The organism is Curtobacterium sp. BRD11, from assembly GCF_031844345.1.
Taxonomy (GTDB): Bacteria; Actinomycetota; Actinomycetes; order Actinomycetales; family Microbacteriaceae; genus Curtobacterium.
Window position 1 is genome coordinate 455,217 of the sequence record NZ_JAUZUZ010000001.1, and the last position, 15,447, is coordinate 470,663.

Sequence of the window (15,447 nt, forward strand, 5' to 3'; positions counted from 1 at the left end):
GGCGGGGTGGGACGCGCTGGTCCGGTGGGAGGTGTCGGATGGGAGGCGCGTGGTGGGGGTGAGGACGCGCCTCCCGTCCGACGGACGGTCGGCCTGGTGGGCCGGGTCGGGTCAGCCCGTGGGCTGGTCGCTGGGTGCGTGGTCGTCGTGCTCGGCGAGGAAGGCCGCGACCACGCGGCGGAACTCCTCGGGCTGCTCCAGGTGCGAGCAGTGGCTCGCACCGGGGAAGACGTGCTGGCGGACGTCGGCGATGCGCTCGACGAAGGGCTGCCACGTGGCGGCCGTCGCCTCGTCGTGCTCGCCCGCGACGACGAGGGTCGGGACCGCCACGCGGTCGAGCCGGTCGACGACGGTCCAGTCGCGCATCGTGCCGACGACGTGGAACTCGTTCGGCCCGTTCATGGTGTGGTACACCGTCGGCTCCTGCTCCATCTGGGTCTCGGAGTCGACGAAGTCCTGTGGCATGGGGACGACGCGGCACACGTGGCGCTGGTAGAACACCTGCGTGGCAGCGAGGTACTCGGGGTCGTCGACGGTGCCGGCCTGCTCGTGCCGCGTGAGGGCGTCCTGCACGTCCTCGGGCAGCTGCGCGCGGAGCTCGGCGGCGCCCTCGACCCAGAGCTGCATCGACGCGGGGGAGTTGCAGATCGCCAGGGAGCGGAGGCCCTCCGGCTGCCGGACCGCGATCTCGGAGCCGAGCATGCCGCCCCACGACTGGCCGAGCACGTGGTGGTCGCCGAGACCGAGGTGGTCCACGAGGGCCGCGTACTCGTCCACGAAGAGCTGCGGGGTCCAGTACTCCGTCGGGGCGTCGGGTCGGTGGGAGCTGCGGCCGCAGCCGAACTGGTCGTGGTGCACGACGGTGCGACCGGTCTCGTCGGCCAGTGCCGCGAGGTTCCGGAGGTAGTCGTGCGCCATGCCGGGGCCGCCGTGCAGGACCACGAGCGGGAGCGCACCGGGGGTCGGGGCGTCGGGTTCGGTGACGCGGTACCAGGTCTCGCCGTCCTGGAACGGCATCGTGCCTTCGGTGATGCGGGACATGACGCACAGCATGGACCGGGCAAAGGTTCTCTGCAATACCTTTTCTCGTCCTTTAACGTGGACGAAACGCAAGGAGGGGGCCGAGTGCCAGATCGCGCGACGGAGACCCGTGTCGACGAGGTCGAGGACCGGCTCGTCACCGCCGTGGCCGTCGGGGAGTACCTGCCCGCCTCTCGGCTGCCGCCCGAGCGTGAGCTCGCCGTGCTCCTCGGTGTCGGACGTGTGACCGTGCGCGCGGCCCTCGCGCGACTGGTCGACCGCGGCCTGCTCGAGACACGTCGAGGACGGGGCGGCGGGACCTTCGTCCGTTCGCAGTGGCCGGACTCGTCCTCCGACGCCGTCGCCCGGACGCTGCTTGCACGCTGGGCCGGCATCCGCGACACCACCGACGCGATCGCCCTGCTGCACGGCGCACTCGCCACCGCAGCGGCCGAGCGGATCACCGACGACGGCCGGACGACGCTGCGCACCCGGCTCGAGGACTTCCGCGCCGCCGCGTCCGGGCTCGAGAAGCAGCAGGCGGACGCGGTGCTGCACCGAGCGATCATCGACGCCGCCGGCAACGCCGTGCTCGCAGCGGCGCTCGCCGACCTCGAGTCGCAGGTGTCGATCGCGGCGCCCGCACACCTCTGGGGCACCGCCGAGGGCATGGCCGAGATGGAGCACCGTGCCCTGCTCGAGCACGAGGGGCTCGTCGACGCCGTCTGCGCCGGGCGGTCGGTCGACGCGGGGGTGCTCGCACGTCGGCACGTCGGCATCGACCTCGAACTGCTCGAGCGTGCGATGCTCCGGGCAGGGCAGGTCCCGACCTCCTGACGGCGTCCGTCGTGCATGATCGTCGCAACGGAGGTGCACGTGGCGGAGATCCTGGTGGTCGAGGACGACCCGGCGATGGGCGCGCTCGTCGAGCGTGGACTGGTCGGCGAGGGGCACGCGGTCACGGTGGTCACCGACGGCGTCGCCGCGCTCGTGGCTGCGGCCGCGCGGTCGTTCGACGCGGCGGCGATCGACGTCATGCTCCCCGAGATGACCGGGTTCGAGGTGTGTCGTCGGTTGCGCGAGACGGGCCAGGACTTCCCGGTGATCCTCGTCACCGCGCGGGATGCCGTCGACGACCGGGTCTTCGGGCTCGACGCCGGCGCGGACGACTACCTCACGAAGCCCTTCGCGATCGCCGAGCTCAACGCCCGGATCCGGGCGCAGCTCCGCCGCAGGTCCGCCGGTGCCGTGACCGTCGTGCAGGCCGGCGCCGTCCGACTCGACACCGTGACCGTCCGGGCGACCGTGGCGGGCCGGGACCTGCCCCTCAGCGTGAAGGAGTTCTCGCTGTTGCGGTACCTGGTGCAGGGGGCGCCGGAGACCCGGTCCCGGGCGGAGGTGCTGCGTGAGGTGTGGGGGAGCGCCGAGCACTTCGACCCCACGATCGTCGACCAGTACGTCAGCTACGTGCGGAAGAAGCTGCACGCCTCGGGCGCCGACGTGGCCATCCGGACCGTGCGGGGCGTCGGCTACGCGCTCGACGTCGTGTCCCGTCCGTGAGGCTCATGCGGCGGCTGTCCGTCCGCGCGCGCATCACGATCGGGAGCGTGCTCGTCGGCGCGGTCGTGCTCTCCCTGGTCGCGCTCGTGCTGCACGCCGAGGTGCGGCAGGCCACGCTGGAGACCGACCGGTCCCTCGCCGTCGGCGACGCGGCGCCGTTCGTCGCCGACCTCCGGGACAACCCGGGTGAGGCGCCCGACCGACCGGCCGACGGCGTCCTCGTGGGGATCCGCTCCTCGACCGGCGAGTGGATCGTCGACACGCTGCCGGACGACCTCCGCCGGTCGCTCCCGGACGGCGTCCCACGATCGACCACGACGCTCCGGCTCGGCGACGGGCACCGCAGCGCGACGCTCGTCGGCACACCGGTCGCGAGCGCCGACGGACGGTTCGTCGTGTGGGCTGCGCAGGACGGCCGTGCCGGGCACGAGACGGTCGAACGCGTCGACCGCTCGCTCGTCGTGGGGACCCTGCTCGCGCTCGTCGCATCGGGCCTCGCCGCCTGGCTGCTCTCGACCGTCGCGCTCCGACCCGTCGCGCGGATGCGTCGGACCGCCGAGGCGCTCAGCGGCGGGGACGCGACCGGGCACCTGCCCGTCGGCCCGTCGGAGGACGAGCTCGCCGACCTCGCGAGGACCCTCAACGCCTTCATCGACCGGCAACGCGAGAACGCGGTCCGCGAACGACGGATGGTGTCCGACGCCAGCCACGAACTCCGGACGCCGCTCGCGGCACTGACGGCACGACTCGAGCTCGCGCACCGGTCGTCCGGTGACGCCGCCGCGCTCGAGCGGGAGCTGGCGGCCGCCGAGTCCGACGCCGCGCGTCTCACCGCACTCGCCGACACCATGCTCGAGCTGAGCCGGCTCGACGAGACGCAGGCCACGCCGTCGACCACCGCAGCGGAGCTCGTGACGGAGCTGATGGGCAGTGTCGACCGGGCTCGGGCGCTCGGGGGGACCAGCGGGGTCGACTTCACCGTGGACGTGCCCGACGGTGCCGAACGGTACGGCATCACCCCCGCGGCGTTCGGACGGGTCGTCGACAACCTCGTCGCGAACGCGATCGCCGCGGGCGCTCCGGACGTCGAGGTCGGCATCACGTTGGTCCGGCAGGAGGACCGCGCACTGCAGCTGGTCGTCCGTGACGACGGTCCCGGTGTGCCGGAGGACTTCCTCCCGCGTGCGTTCGACCGCTTCACCCGTGCCGACGACGCACGGCGGGCCGTCCTCGGTGGCAGCGGACTGGGCCTGGCGCTCGTCCGAGGGCTCGCCGAGCGGGCGGGCGGGGAGGCCACGCTTGCGAACGCACCCGGCGGCGGCGCCGTCGCGGTGGTGCGACTGCCCGCGCGCTGAGGCCCGGGGACGGCCCTGCTTCGTTCGAGGTCTCGAACGAAGCAGGGCCGTCGTTCCGGGCTGCTTCATGGGACCGGTGTCGATGCTGAACGTCACCCGATCACCTGCTGGAGAGGAATGAGACGATGATCGACACCGCTCGCCCCACCCGACGTGCCGCGGCGGCTCCGCCGCGGCACTTCCCGGCACCGCCCGCGGAGCCCCTCGAGGTCGCCGCCCGGCGCCGTCGCCGATCCGGTCGCGGCCGTGCTGCGGTCACCGACCTGCTCGGTGTCCTCGCGTGGGCGTCCGCCGCCGTCGCCGTCGCGCTCTGGCTGGCCTCGCCGGGATCGCACTCGGTCTCGGGCGTCGGCGGCGTGCTCACCGACACCGGGATCGTCGCCGGTCTGGTCGCGACCGACCTGGTGCTCGTGATGCTCGTGCTCGCCGCGCGCGTGCCGCTGATCGACCGCGTGTTCGGCCAGGACAAGGCGATCGCGGTGCACCGGTCGCTCGGCGAGCCCGTGCTGTACCTGCTGCTGGCACACGGCGTGCTGCTGACGCTGGGCTACGGCGCGTCGTCGGGTACCGGCCCGATCGCCGAGACCGTCTCGCTCTTCTCCACGCCGGACATGCCGCTCGCGTACCTCGCCCTGGGGCTGTTCGTCGCGGTCGTGGTGTCGTCCCTCGTCGCGGTCCGGCGTCGACTGCCGTACGAGGCGTGGCACGTCGTCCACCTGCTCAGCTACGCCGCCGTCCTCGTCGCGTTGCCGCACATGCTCAGCGTCGGCAGCGTGCTCGGGCAGGGCACCTGGCAGCGGGTGTACTGGATCGCCGCGTACGCCGTCGCGCTCGGTCTCGTCGTCGTCCACCGCTTCGTCCGACCGGTGGTCGTGAGCCTGCGGCACCGCATCCGGGTGGTGGCGGTGGAGCCGATCGCTCCCGGAGTCGTGTCGATCCACCTGGCGGGCCGCGACCTCGACCGGCTGGGTGCCCGCGGCGGCCAGTACGGCGTCTGGCGGTTCTGGTCCGCGCGGACCTGGTGGCACGCCCACCCGGTGTCGTTCTCGGCCGTGCCCGGACGAGAGCGTGCCCGGATCACCGTGCGCGACCTCGGAGCGGGGTCCGCGCGCCTCGGGCGGATCCGGCCGGGTACCGCGGTGTCCCTCGAGGGCCCCTACGGCCTGTTCACGACCCGGGCCCGCACGGCCCCGTACCTCGCCCTCGTCGCATCGGGCATCGGGATCACGCCGGTCCGCGCGCTGCTCGAGGACACCGACCTGCGTCCCGGCGAGGCCACGGTGCTCCTGCGGGGGACCGACGCCGAGCAGCAGTACCTGTGGCAGGAGACCGCGGAGCTCGCTGCGGCGACCGGGAGCACCCTCTTCGCCGTGGTCGGGCACCGCGCGAGGTCGCAGGAGAGCTGGATGACGGAGGACGACCTCCGTCGTGGGGTCAGCCTGCGGTCGGTGTTCCCGCGGTTGCTCGAGTCCGACCTCTACGTCTGCGGGCCGCAGGCGTGGTCCGACCTGGTGGTGCGGGAGGCCCGGCTCGCCGGCGTCCCGGAGCACCAGATCCACCAGGAACGGTTCGGGTCGTGAGGGCCCGGGTGGTCGTCGGCGGCGTCCTGTCCTCGGTGGCGGTGCTCGCCATCGGGTGGCAGCTCGGCGGACAGCCGGCCGTGACGACACCGGCGCAGGGCACGACGTCGGGGAGCGGGTCGTCCGGCAGCGCCGGCTCGGGCGGGACCTCCGGCTCGTCGGCGTCGCCGGGACCGTCCGGCACCGGCTCGTCGGCGTCCGGCTCGTCTGCATCCGGCTCGTCCGGCGCGTCCGACTCCGGGACCTTCACCGGTGCCGCGGCGCAGACGCAGTACGGCGAGGTCCAGGTGCAGATCACCGTCGCCGACGGGAAGATCACCGACGTGACCCCCCTGCACCTCACCGACCGGGACGGCCGCTCCGTCGCGATCAGCCAGCAGGCCGCCCCGATCCTCCGGCAGGAGGCCCTGCAGACCCAGTCGGCGCAGATCCAGGCGGTGAGCGGCGCGACGTTCACGAGCGGGGGCTACACCACGTCGTTGCAGTCCGCGATCGACCAGGCCGGCCTGTGAGCGTCCTGACGTTCGAGACGATGGGGACCGTCGTGAGCCTCCGCGGTGCCACTCCGGAGGCCGCGTCCGCGGTCCGCGCCGTGTTCGCCGGGTACGACCACCGCTACAGCCTCTGGGACCCCGCTTCGGTGCTGAGCCGCATCGCCGCCGGGTCGCTCCGGCTGTCCGATGCGCCGACCGCGGTCCGGGACGTCTACGCGCTCGCCCTGTCGTGGCGGGATCGGACCGGTGGTGCCTTCACGCCCCACCGCCCGGACGGGGTGATCGACCTGTCCGGCGTCGTCAAGGCACTCGCGATCCGTGACGCCGGGGAGGTCCTCGACACCGGCACGGACGCCTGGATGCTCAGCGCCGGCGGCGACGTACTCGTCCGCGGCACCCACCGACCCGACGAGCCGTGGTCGGTCGGTGTCGTCGATCCCGGACGTCGGGACACCGTCGTCGGGGTCGTGCGGCTCGGCGGCAGCCGACGTGCGGTCGCGACCTCGGGGACCGCGGAGCGCGGGGAGCACATCTGGCGGCGGAGCGCGCCCGTGTTCGTGCAGGCGACCGTCGTCGCCGACGACGTCCTGACGGCGGACGTCCTCGCGACGGCCGTCGTCGCCGGGGACGAGGACGACCTCCGGCGACTGACCGCCGACGGAGACGTCGACGTGCTCGCCTTCACTGCCGACGGCCTCGTCTGGGCGACGCCCGGTGCGGCTCCCTGGGTGTCGTCAGCGCTCGGGCCGGGCGCTGTGCCCGTGGCGGGGCCGCTCGAGCAACCGCCCACGGGGCGGGCTCAGCTCGGCGTCGATCCCTCGAGCCGCGCCTCCTCGGCGTCGTAGCCCGCGCGCACCTGCCGGAGCACCAGGTCGTCGATCTCGTCGTCGTCCCGCAGCCGCAGCAGGGTGGCGGCCTTGTGCCGGACCAGGGCGAGCTCGAGCGCGACCGTCGCGTCGTGCCGCTGCAGCGTCGGGTGGTCCTCGTCGTCCTCCTCCCGAGCCTGGATCACGTCGAGGTGGGCCTCCAGGTCGCGTCGGACGCGGTCGATCGTCGCCCGGTCGGCACCTGCCCTGCGCGCCAGGCGGGGGAGCGCGTCGAGCGCTTCCTCGACCGCCGTGCGTTCGGCGTAGCGGCGTTCCTCGCCGACGGACTCGTCCTCGGGGAGCGCGGCGCGCCGCAGGACGGCGGGGAGCACGAGTGCCTGGCCGACGATGGTCACGACGACGACGCCGGCGGTGACGAACACGATGAGGTCGCGGTCGGGGAAGGCGCCCCCGGACTCGAGCGTGCGCGGCACCGCCACCGCCATCGCGAGGGAGACCGCACCGCGGAACCCGGCGAAGCCGCTCACCAGTCGGTCGCGTCGACCCTCCCGCGGTTCGCCGCCGAACCGCCGGGTGACGAGCCAGACGGTTCCTCCGATCGTGCCCTCGAAGGCGAACCGCACGAGCACGAGCACGACGGAGACCGCGAGCACGAGACCGACGCCGCTCCACAGCTCACGGGCGTCGAGGGCACGGGCAGCGACCATCGCCTCGATGCCGACGAGCACGAACAGCGCACCGTTGAGCAGGTACGTCAGGAAGGACCAGAAGGCGCGGACCTGCTGGCGGGTCTCCGCCCGGTCGAGCTTCGGAGCGACCTGGCTCACGACGATGCCCGCGGCGACGACGGCGAGCACCCCGGACGCGCCGACGGCCTCGGCGCCGAGGAACGCCGCGAACGGCACGAGCAGCGTGACGAGGTTCTCGAGCACGACCGTGTCGACCCGCCGGAGCACGAGCGAGCCGAGCCACGCGGCGAGGAGTCCGGACGCGACCCCGCCGACGTACGACAGGACGAGCATGCCGGAGACGTTCCAGAACGTGAGCTCCTGCGTCCCGACGGTCACGGCGACCGCGATGCCGTACACGACCAGGGTGGTGCCGTCGTTCACCAGGCTCTCCGCGCGGAGGACCGTGACGTTCCGGCGGGGCAGCATCTTCGTGAGCACGCCCACGGCCGTGGCGTCGGTCGGGGCGACCGCTGCGCCGAGCACCCAGGCCGGCCCCCAGGGCATGCCCAGCAGGTGCAGCAGCGTCGCCACGACGCCGGCGGTCACGACGACGAGCAGCGTGCCCATCAACACGATGCCGCGCAGGTTCTTGCGGATCTCCCGGAGCGACGTGGTGAGGCTCTCCCAGTAGAGCAGTGCGGGGAGGAACAGCAGCAGCACGGCCTCGGCGGGCAGTTCGACCCGACCGAAGGTGGGGACGAAGGCGAGCAGCGCGCCGATGACGAGCAGGAGCACGGGCGGCGCGATCCTGATGCGGTCCGCGACGGCAGCCGTCACGGCGATGGCGAGCCCGAGGGCCACCACCAGTTCTGGACCGAGCACGTGTCTCCTCAGGATTCGTTGCGACGCGTCAGTCAACGCCGAACGTGCTGCACGTCCTTCCCGATCGGTCCGGCACGGATGGTGGAGGGCGGCTATGCTCCACCTGTATGGGGGTACAGTTCGACGACGGCGCCGCGCAGGGACTCGTGACGGCAGCATCACACGCAGACCGGGTCCTCGCTGAGCAGGGGGCAGGGAGACGCAGCTCGGCAGAGTCGGCGTCGCAGGAGTTCCGGGGCGCGTACGCACGCCTCTTCCAACAGGCGTGCGCGACCGAGGCCCAGGATCGAGCCCGCTTGGCGTCGGTGCTCGACGACCTGGCGCGGCAGGTCCGGCTCGCCACGCAGCTGGCCGCCGAGGAGCGCGCTCGGCTCGCCGACGTCGCGGCCTGGGACGCGCGTGAGGCGGACCGCGCTGAACGACGGGACGACGACGCGGTGCAGTGGATCGCCTCGGGGGTGGAGGGGCTCTTCGACCCGCGGCCGACCGCGCCGCCCGTGCAGCCCCCGACGGTCGCCGTCGCGTTCTCGCCCACGCAGCGCATCAGGACCTCGACCGGCTCCGGATCCGCGACGAGCAGCGCCGACCCGACCGACCTCCGGAGCTTCGTGACGCACGCCCGAGCGGCCGACACCGCGCTCCGCGCCGAGGTGGACCGGGTCGGGACCGCGTGGTCGCGCTTCGTTGCCTCGTGTTCGTGGGTGCCGACCGGCGGCCCGGGGTTCGTCGACGGCGCTCGGCGCCTCGTGGACGAGAACGACGCGGACGCAGGATGGATCGAGCACGTCGCTGGCGCCTTCGACCAGGCGGGCAACGGCACCCTCACCGACCGGGTCCTCGACCTCGTCGTCGCCGCCGCCCTCTCCGCCGAGGGTGTCGACCCCCTCGAGGTCCTGTCGCACATGGATCCGGAGGTCGGAGCGGCGTGGCTGGCGGCGAACCCGGACGTCCTCGACCGGCTCGTCGCGGATCCACCCGCGTGGGGGACGTCGTCGACGGTGCTGTCGGCGATCGTCGGAGCGGCCCGCGCCGCCGACCTGCCGCCGACCCGGTACGCCGACGTGCTGCAACGCATGTACGTGACCCGTGCGGCCGAGAAGGTCGGCATCGACATGGCGACGTGGCAGCTGGACCGTGGAGCTCCGGCACTGATGCCGCAGGTCGCCGGCTCGTACGAGTACTACGCGAGCCTGTACCTCGACGATCCCGCCTTCACGTGGGCCGGCATGGCGAACATGGTCGGCCCGGACTTCGCGGCGGGCTTCCTCGACCTGCACTCGTTCCGCGACCACATCCAGACGGCACGTCCGCTGGCGCCTCCGTCGATCCGACCGCTCATCGACCAGCTGGCCGGGATGGGCGACGACGAGATCGCCTTCTACGAACGCACGTTCCTCGGCATGCAGAAGGACATCTTCCTGGACGCTTCGACGATGCACGAGGCCTACCTCGACGGCGGCATGACGAGCATCGACGAGCTCCGTGCCGCGGGGCTCCTCCGCGGTGCGAACGACGACCCGGTCGACGCCGCGCTGTCGGAGCGGCAGACGTACTCCGCCTGGCAGGACATCGACGCCGGCAGGCGCACGGGGGACCAGGACCGCATCGCACAGGGCAACGAGACCCTGCTGCTCCGCGAGCAGCGCGACACCATCCAGGGCGCCTACCAGCAGATGCACGACCGAGAGCCGACCGGTGAGGCCCTCACGACGATGTTGGGGATCGTCGGCGACGCGTCCATCCCCGGAACCAAGACGCTCGGCCAGTTCGAGGGCGGCATCGACGTACCGGTCGACGTGAACCCCTTCAGCCCCGGCACACAGGGCTGGGTGGACCACTGGTACATCCCCCAGGGGAACATCTCGGAGTTCGATACCCGGTGGGACTACATCGAGGGAGACACGCTGCCCGCGTGGCAGCAGCTCGTCCAGGACGACCCCGACCGTGCCCGCGAACTCGTGGGTGGGTCGGTCCCCGATCGGATCCAGCAACGTCGGCTCGACAACCGCATCCCGGAACTCCTCGACAACCTCCACGACTCGGAGCTCGCATGGCACTGAACGCTCGTCGCCCAGGGATCGCGGCAGCGGTCGTCGCCACCGCGGTCGTCGCCCTGCTGTCGGGCTGCGCCGGCCCGCCACCGGGGGCCCAGTCCGACCCCTCCACCCGTCCCGACCGAAGCGAGACCGACGTGCAGCACAACGGCCCCACCCCGACCGCCATGCGCCTCGAGGACGGCGTGGAGGTCTGGGACCTCACCGGCACGCCGAGCGTCGAGGCGTTCGGCGTCGACACCGACGGCGAGTCGCCGGTCCGGAACGCGGTCGCCGCCTACAGCTCCACCGATGATCGACCGGCACGCTTCGTCCTCCCGGGCGACCGGGTCGTCGACCTGCCGGTCGGCGAGGTGATCGTCACCGTCGACGACTACCCGGACGGGCTCACCGACTCCTCCGGCGAGGTCATCACCCCGGCAGGTCGGTCGTTCGTCCTGCAGGTCGAGGGACCGACGACCTCCGGTGCGGCCGCAGGGGTCGCGGCCTACCGGGACGCGCTCGAGTCGGCCGACCTCCCGACGAACGGAGCGGACGAGCTGCAGGAGAAGGTCGAGTCGGTCCCCTCGATCGACGGGACGGAGACGAGCGGGCGGCTGGGCGCGAGCACCGACGTGCCCGTGCCGGACGGGATGTCCGCGGCGCTCAGCTCGCGGTTCCGTCCGTCGGACACGACGCCGACGTTCCGGATGCAGCTCTTCGTCTCCTGGGAGCCGGTGCCGATCCCCTGAACGGCGAGGGGCGGCACGGACCGCGATCGCGTCAGCCCGCCAGGGTCCGCCGCCGGAACCGTCGCGCCCATGCCCGCCACGGCAGCGAGCTGGCCAGCGCGAGACCGATGACGACGGTGCCGAACCAGGCGACGACCACCCCGGGGACCGGCACGAGCAGGCTCGTCCAGAGCAGCACCGCGAGGACCCCGAGGACGTACGCGGCCCCGGCCTTCAGGTACCGGAGGCGCTTGAGCGTCGCCGCCTGGTCCAGGCGCGACGTCGTCCGGGCGAGGAACACCGCGCCGACGGCGATGGCTGCGACCGCGAGTGCGGCCTGCTCGAGCGCACCGAGTCCGTCCACGCCGAGCACGCCCGACCCCGACAGGCTGTACACGCCGTCGAGGATCTCGAACAGCATGAAGACGACGAGCCCGCGTTCGAAGACCACCGTCGAGGCGTAGGCGTGGACCCGCCACGCGCCGCTCGTCCCGACCGCTCCGGTGTCCGTGCCGTCCACGCCCCGCAGCGCCCACCGGGCGATCCGCTTCGACACGAGGTACGCGCCGACGCCGGCCGCGCCGCAGACGGCGACCGGCAGCACCGTGTCAGGGGCCCACGCGTCGTGGCGTCCGACCAGGACGGTCGTGACGAGCACGCCGGTCGCAGCGGTGACCACGGACCAGACGCGCGGCCGCGCGACCCGGGCGAGCCGTGCCTCCAGACCGCCCAGCCAGGACCGCCGTGACAGGCGGTCGGTGTTGAACAGGTACTCGGCGAAGACCAACCAGATGAAGGCCGCGCCGAAGGAAGCCAGTGCGGGACGGACCTCGGCGAGGTGCGCCGAGAAGGACCCGGGGGCGAAGACGGCCTCGTCGACGGCGGACGCGGGGTCCGCCGCTCCGCCGACGGCGACGGCCGCGGGTGGCAGGAGCAGGCGCATCGCGAGCACTCCGGCGACGATGCCGAGCGACAGGAAGAGCCGTCGTGCGGGGGAGTGCAGCCGACCGGCGATGCCCGCCATCGGGACCGACGAGTCCGCGGCCATCGCGATCTCGAGCAGGGCGAGTGCGGCGAAGGCCAGGGCGGCTGCCGGGCCGAGGGTGACCCACGCGGCGGCGGCGGCGGCCACGGTGAGGACGAGGGGGACGGTCAGGAGCGATCTCGTGGCCATGTCCCCATGCAGCACCTGTCGGCTGGATCGCGCATCCGTCCCGTCTGGCAGACGCGTCGGAGGCACCGGTGCGTTCTCCGGAACGGGTGACGGCCCGTCCCCACTTTCGGGGACGGGCCGTCGGGTGCGGTGACCGGAGAGGTCACCCGGGCGGTGCTGAGGGTCAGTCGTGGAACGTCTCGATGGACGCGCCGAGCGAGTTGAGGCGCTCCTGCAGCTGCTCGTAGCCGCGGGCGATGATGCCGACGTTGCGCAGGACGCTCTCGCCCTTCGCGGCGAGCATCGCCAGCAGGATGACGACCGCGGGCCGCAGGGCGGGCGGGCAGCTGACCTCGGCGCCGGAGAAGTGCGTCGGGCCGGTCACGTCGAGGCGGTGCGGGTCGCGCAGGGTGACGCTCGCGCCGAGGCGGGTGAGGTCGAGCAGGTGGATCGCCCGGCCCTCGTACACCCAGTCGTGCACGAGCGTCGTGCCCTCGGCCATCGCTGCGATGACGACGAAGAACGGCAGGTTGTCGATGTTGAGGCCCGGGAACGGCATCGCGTGGATCTTGTCGATCGGCGCGTGCAGCTCGGACGGGTGCACCGTGATGTCGACCAGGCGCGTGCGACCGTTGGCGGCGGCGTACTCCTCGCTGACGTCGAACCGCAGGCCCATCTCGGCGAGGGTCGCGAGCTCGATCTCGAGGAACTCGATCGGCGCTCGGGTCACCGTGAGGGTGGACGCGGTGACGATCCCCGCGGTCAGGAGGCTCATCGCCTCGACCGGGTCCTCGCTCGGCCAGTAGTCCACGACCTCGTCGATCCGGCTCTTCCCGGTGATGCGGAGCGTCGTCGAACCGATGCCCTCGACCTGCACGCCGAGCAGTTCGAGGAAGAAGCAGAGGTCCTGCACCATGTAGTTGGGGCTGGCGTTGCGGATCGTGGTGACGCCGTCGCGGGCGGCCGCGGCGAGGATCGCGTTCTCCGTGACGGTGTCACCGCGCTCGGTCAGCACGACCGACTTCGTCGGCACCTCGGTGTTCGCCACGTCGACCTCGTACCAGCCGGAGGTCGCCTCGACGTCGACGCCGAACGGCCGCAGGGCGATGAGGTGCGGTTCGACCGTGCGGGTGCCGAGGTCGCAGCCGCCGGCGTAGGGCAGACGGAACGAGCCGTAGCGACCGCTGAGCGGGCCGAGGAACATGAGCACGCTCCGGGTGCGCCGGGCGGCGTCGGCGTCGATCGCGTCCAGTCGCAGGTCCGACGGGGCGACGATCTCGAGGACCTCGCCGTCCTCCGACCACGTGACGGTGGCCCCGAGGCTGCGGAGCACGTCGATGATGCGGTCGACCTCGACGATGCGGGCCACCTTGTGCAGCCGGGTGACCCCGCGGTTGAGCAGCGACGCGCAGAGCAGTGCGACGGCGGCGTTCTTGCTCGAGTTCACGGCGATGGAGCCGCTGAGCTTCCGACCGCCCTGCACCCGGAGGTGGGCGCGCTGCGGGGCGCCGCCGATCGAGACGATCTGCTGGTCGAGCGCGTCGCTGATGCGCGTGAGCATCTCGAGCGACAGGTTCTGTCCGCCCTGCTCGATGCGGTTGATCGCGCTCTGGCTCGTGCCGACGCGTTCGGCGAGCTGGGTCTGGGTCATGCTGCGGCCCTTGCGGGCGCCCCGGATGAGGGCGCCGACCTCGCGCAGCGGAGCGGCGGCGGGCGCGGTGCCGGTCGGCTCGGCGGGCGTGACGACGGTGGTGGTGTCGGACATGGTCGCCACGGTAACACGCTCATGAGATAAAACAGGGGACATCGCCCGGCGATCATCCAGGATCGGATCGGGAATAACTCGTCCATGAGAGTTCAGGCCGGCAACCAGCCGCGGTCCTCGCCGCTCCACCGCCACATCGTCGAGGGGCCGAGGGCGGGTCGGGGGTCGCGCAGCCAGACCGTCGTGTCGGGGGTCCACCCGGCGATGACGCTCGCCGGGGTGCCGTCAGCCGAGTGCAGGGTGCCCTCTGCCGAGTCCAGGGTGCCGTCGGCAGAGTCCGCGGTGCCGTCGGCCGAGTCCGCGGTGCCGTCGGCCGAGTCCGCGTCGACCGGGATCGCGGTACCGGAGGCGCGAAGCCATCCCCGCAGGGTCAGGTGCACTGCGTCGTACCGCTCGGCGATCGCGGCCCAGTCCGGCACGACCCAGGCGCCGTCGCGACCGGTCGCCCGGTACCAGTCGTGGCGACGGGTCGTGGCCGTGACGTCGATCGGTGCCGCACGGCAGAGCGCGGCCCAGTCCTCGGCGTCGTCGACCACCACGATGCGCGCTGATGGATCGACCGCAACGGGGGCGACCGCAGCGCGCTCCCACCCGGTGTGGTCCTCGACCGCCCACAACCCGAGTGGCCCGCGGCCGTCGCGTTCGGTGGTGGTGTCGAGGAGCCCGCCGGGAGGGGTCGTCCACCACGTCCCGCTGATCGGCGCGGTGACCGGGTCGCCCAGGCCGTGGGAGCGTTCGTCCAGCAGCTCGCGCCGCCACTCGGCGAGCACCGCTGCGGCACGGCGAACGGCGCCGCCGTACCCGGACGTGTCCGGGGTGACGGTCCACTGTCGCGGAGCCGGAGCCGGAGCCGCAGCCGGGGCCGTGGCGAACAGCGCCTGCACGCCTGGGGCAGCCGCCACCGCCGTGGCGATCCGCTCGTGCAGCGACCGCGGGACGACGGTCCCGAGCAGGACGTCCTCGGCGTCCGGCTCCTGCCACCACATCGCCGACTCCGCTACGCGACCGAGGGCCGCGAGCACCTGGTCGAGCGTGGCCGACGCGGGGTCGGCAGCGTCGAACAGGGCCTCGACGGCGGTGACCACGTCGTCGTCCGACGGAGCCGGACGCGGCTCGGACGCTCCGGGTCCGAACAGCGAGACGCCGTCACCGCGGTGGACGGAGGTCCAGTAGGACGCCCAGAAGAGCGTGTCGTCGTCCGGCTGGTCGCCGACGGTACCGAGCACGACCTCCCAGCAGAGGCGCCGCCCCCGCGGCCCGGCGAGCAGGTCCTCGACGATGGTCACCACGCCAGGCTAACGGGGGTGCGACCGTCGCCGATAACGACCGGTGCACACCCACGGACGGGTCTGCATCCCGCCCCACGGACGGCGGCG

General features: G+C 72.9%; 13 protein-coding genes. 8 read left to right on the plus strand and 5 right to left on the minus strand.

Annotated elements, in window-relative coordinates; translation table 11 throughout:
- Positions 1–111 precede the first annotated feature (111 nt).
- Entirely contained in the window at positions 112–1,041 is a 930-nt protein-coding gene (locus tag Q9R28_RS02045) for a proline iminopeptidase-family hydrolase (protein WP_311205367.1), read from the minus strand.
- A gap of 84 nt (positions 1,042–1,125) precedes the next feature.
- Between Q9R28_RS02045 and Q9R28_RS02050 the strand changes: the two genes are divergently transcribed.
- From Q9R28_RS02050 to Q9R28_RS02075, 6 genes are all read left to right on the plus strand, one after another.
- On the plus strand, positions 1,126–1,857 hold the full coding sequence (locus tag Q9R28_RS02050; RefSeq protein ID WP_251155446.1) for a FadR/GntR family transcriptional regulator: 732 nt from the start codon (positions 1,126–1,128) through the stop codon (positions 1,855–1,857).
- A gap of 15 nt (positions 1,858–1,872) precedes the next feature.
- Entirely contained in the window at positions 1,873–2,580 is a 708-nt protein-coding gene (locus Q9R28_RS02055; protein WP_066654164.1) for a response regulator transcription factor, read from the plus strand.
- 5 nt (positions 2,581–2,585) lie between these two features.
- Entirely contained in the window at positions 2,586–3,935 is a 1,350-nt protein-coding gene (locus Q9R28_RS02060; RefSeq protein ID WP_245171351.1) for a HAMP domain-containing sensor histidine kinase, read from the plus strand.
- A gap of 125 nt (positions 3,936–4,060) precedes the next feature.
- A complete protein-coding gene (locus tag Q9R28_RS02065) occupies positions 4,061–5,515 on the plus strand; it encodes a ferric reductase-like transmembrane domain-containing protein (RefSeq protein ID WP_209682719.1) in 1,455 nt (484 codons plus the stop codon).
- Positions 5,512–6,027: an FMN-binding protein gene (locus Q9R28_RS02070; protein ID WP_209682717.1), complete on the plus strand. Its 516-nt coding sequence runs from the start codon at positions 5,512–5,514 to the stop codon at positions 6,025–6,027. Before Q9R28_RS02065 ends, Q9R28_RS02070 begins: the two co-directional genes overlap by 4 nt.
- Positions 6,024–6,854 (plus strand): FAD:protein FMN transferase, encoded by an 831-nt coding sequence (locus tag Q9R28_RS02075; RefSeq protein WP_251160253.1) that lies wholly within the window; start codon positions 6,024–6,026, stop codon positions 6,852–6,854. The genes Q9R28_RS02070 and Q9R28_RS02075 overlap by 4 nt, the downstream gene beginning before the upstream one ends.
- Here the strand turns inward: Q9R28_RS02075 and Q9R28_RS02080 are convergent.
- Positions 6,809–8,389, minus strand: a complete 1,581-nt coding sequence (locus Q9R28_RS02080; protein ID WP_311205368.1) for a Na+/H+ antiporter — start codon at positions 8,387–8,389, stop codon at positions 6,809–6,811. The two genes, Q9R28_RS02075 and Q9R28_RS02080, sit on opposite strands and share 46 nt — an antisense overlap.
- A 107-nt stretch (positions 8,390–8,496) precedes the next feature.
- On the opposite strand from Q9R28_RS02080, the gene Q9R28_RS02085 reads away from it, so the two are divergent.
- The gene (locus Q9R28_RS02085) at positions 8,497–10,449 is read left to right on the plus strand and encodes a hypothetical protein (RefSeq protein WP_311205369.1); all 1,953 of its coding nucleotides are present in this window, start codon (positions 8,497–8,499) and stop codon (positions 10,447–10,449) included.
- A complete protein-coding gene (locus Q9R28_RS02090; RefSeq protein WP_066654178.1) occupies positions 10,440–11,174 on the plus strand; it encodes a hypothetical protein in 735 nt (244 codons plus the stop codon). Before Q9R28_RS02085 ends, Q9R28_RS02090 begins: the two co-directional genes overlap by 10 nt.
- A 31-nt stretch (positions 11,175–11,205) precedes the next feature.
- Here Q9R28_RS02090 and Q9R28_RS02095 read toward each other — a convergent pair whose 3' ends face one another.
- From Q9R28_RS02095 to Q9R28_RS02105, 3 genes are all read right to left on the minus strand, one after another.
- Positions 11,206–12,327, minus strand: coding sequence for a DUF475 domain-containing protein (locus Q9R28_RS02095; protein WP_311205370.1), 1,122 nt, complete (start codon positions 12,325–12,327; stop codon positions 11,206–11,208).
- Between the two features lie 163 nt (positions 12,328–12,490).
- Positions 12,491–14,071, minus strand: a complete 1,581-nt coding sequence (locus tag Q9R28_RS02100; RefSeq protein ID WP_209682713.1) for a UDP-N-acetylglucosamine 1-carboxyvinyltransferase — start codon at positions 14,069–14,071, stop codon at positions 12,491–12,493.
- Between the two features lie 92 nt (positions 14,072–14,163).
- On the minus strand, positions 14,164–15,357 hold the full coding sequence (locus tag Q9R28_RS02105; protein WP_209682711.1) for a hypothetical protein: 1,194 nt from the start codon (positions 15,355–15,357) through the stop codon (positions 14,164–14,166).
- Between the last annotated feature and the right edge of the window lie 90 nt (positions 15,358–15,447).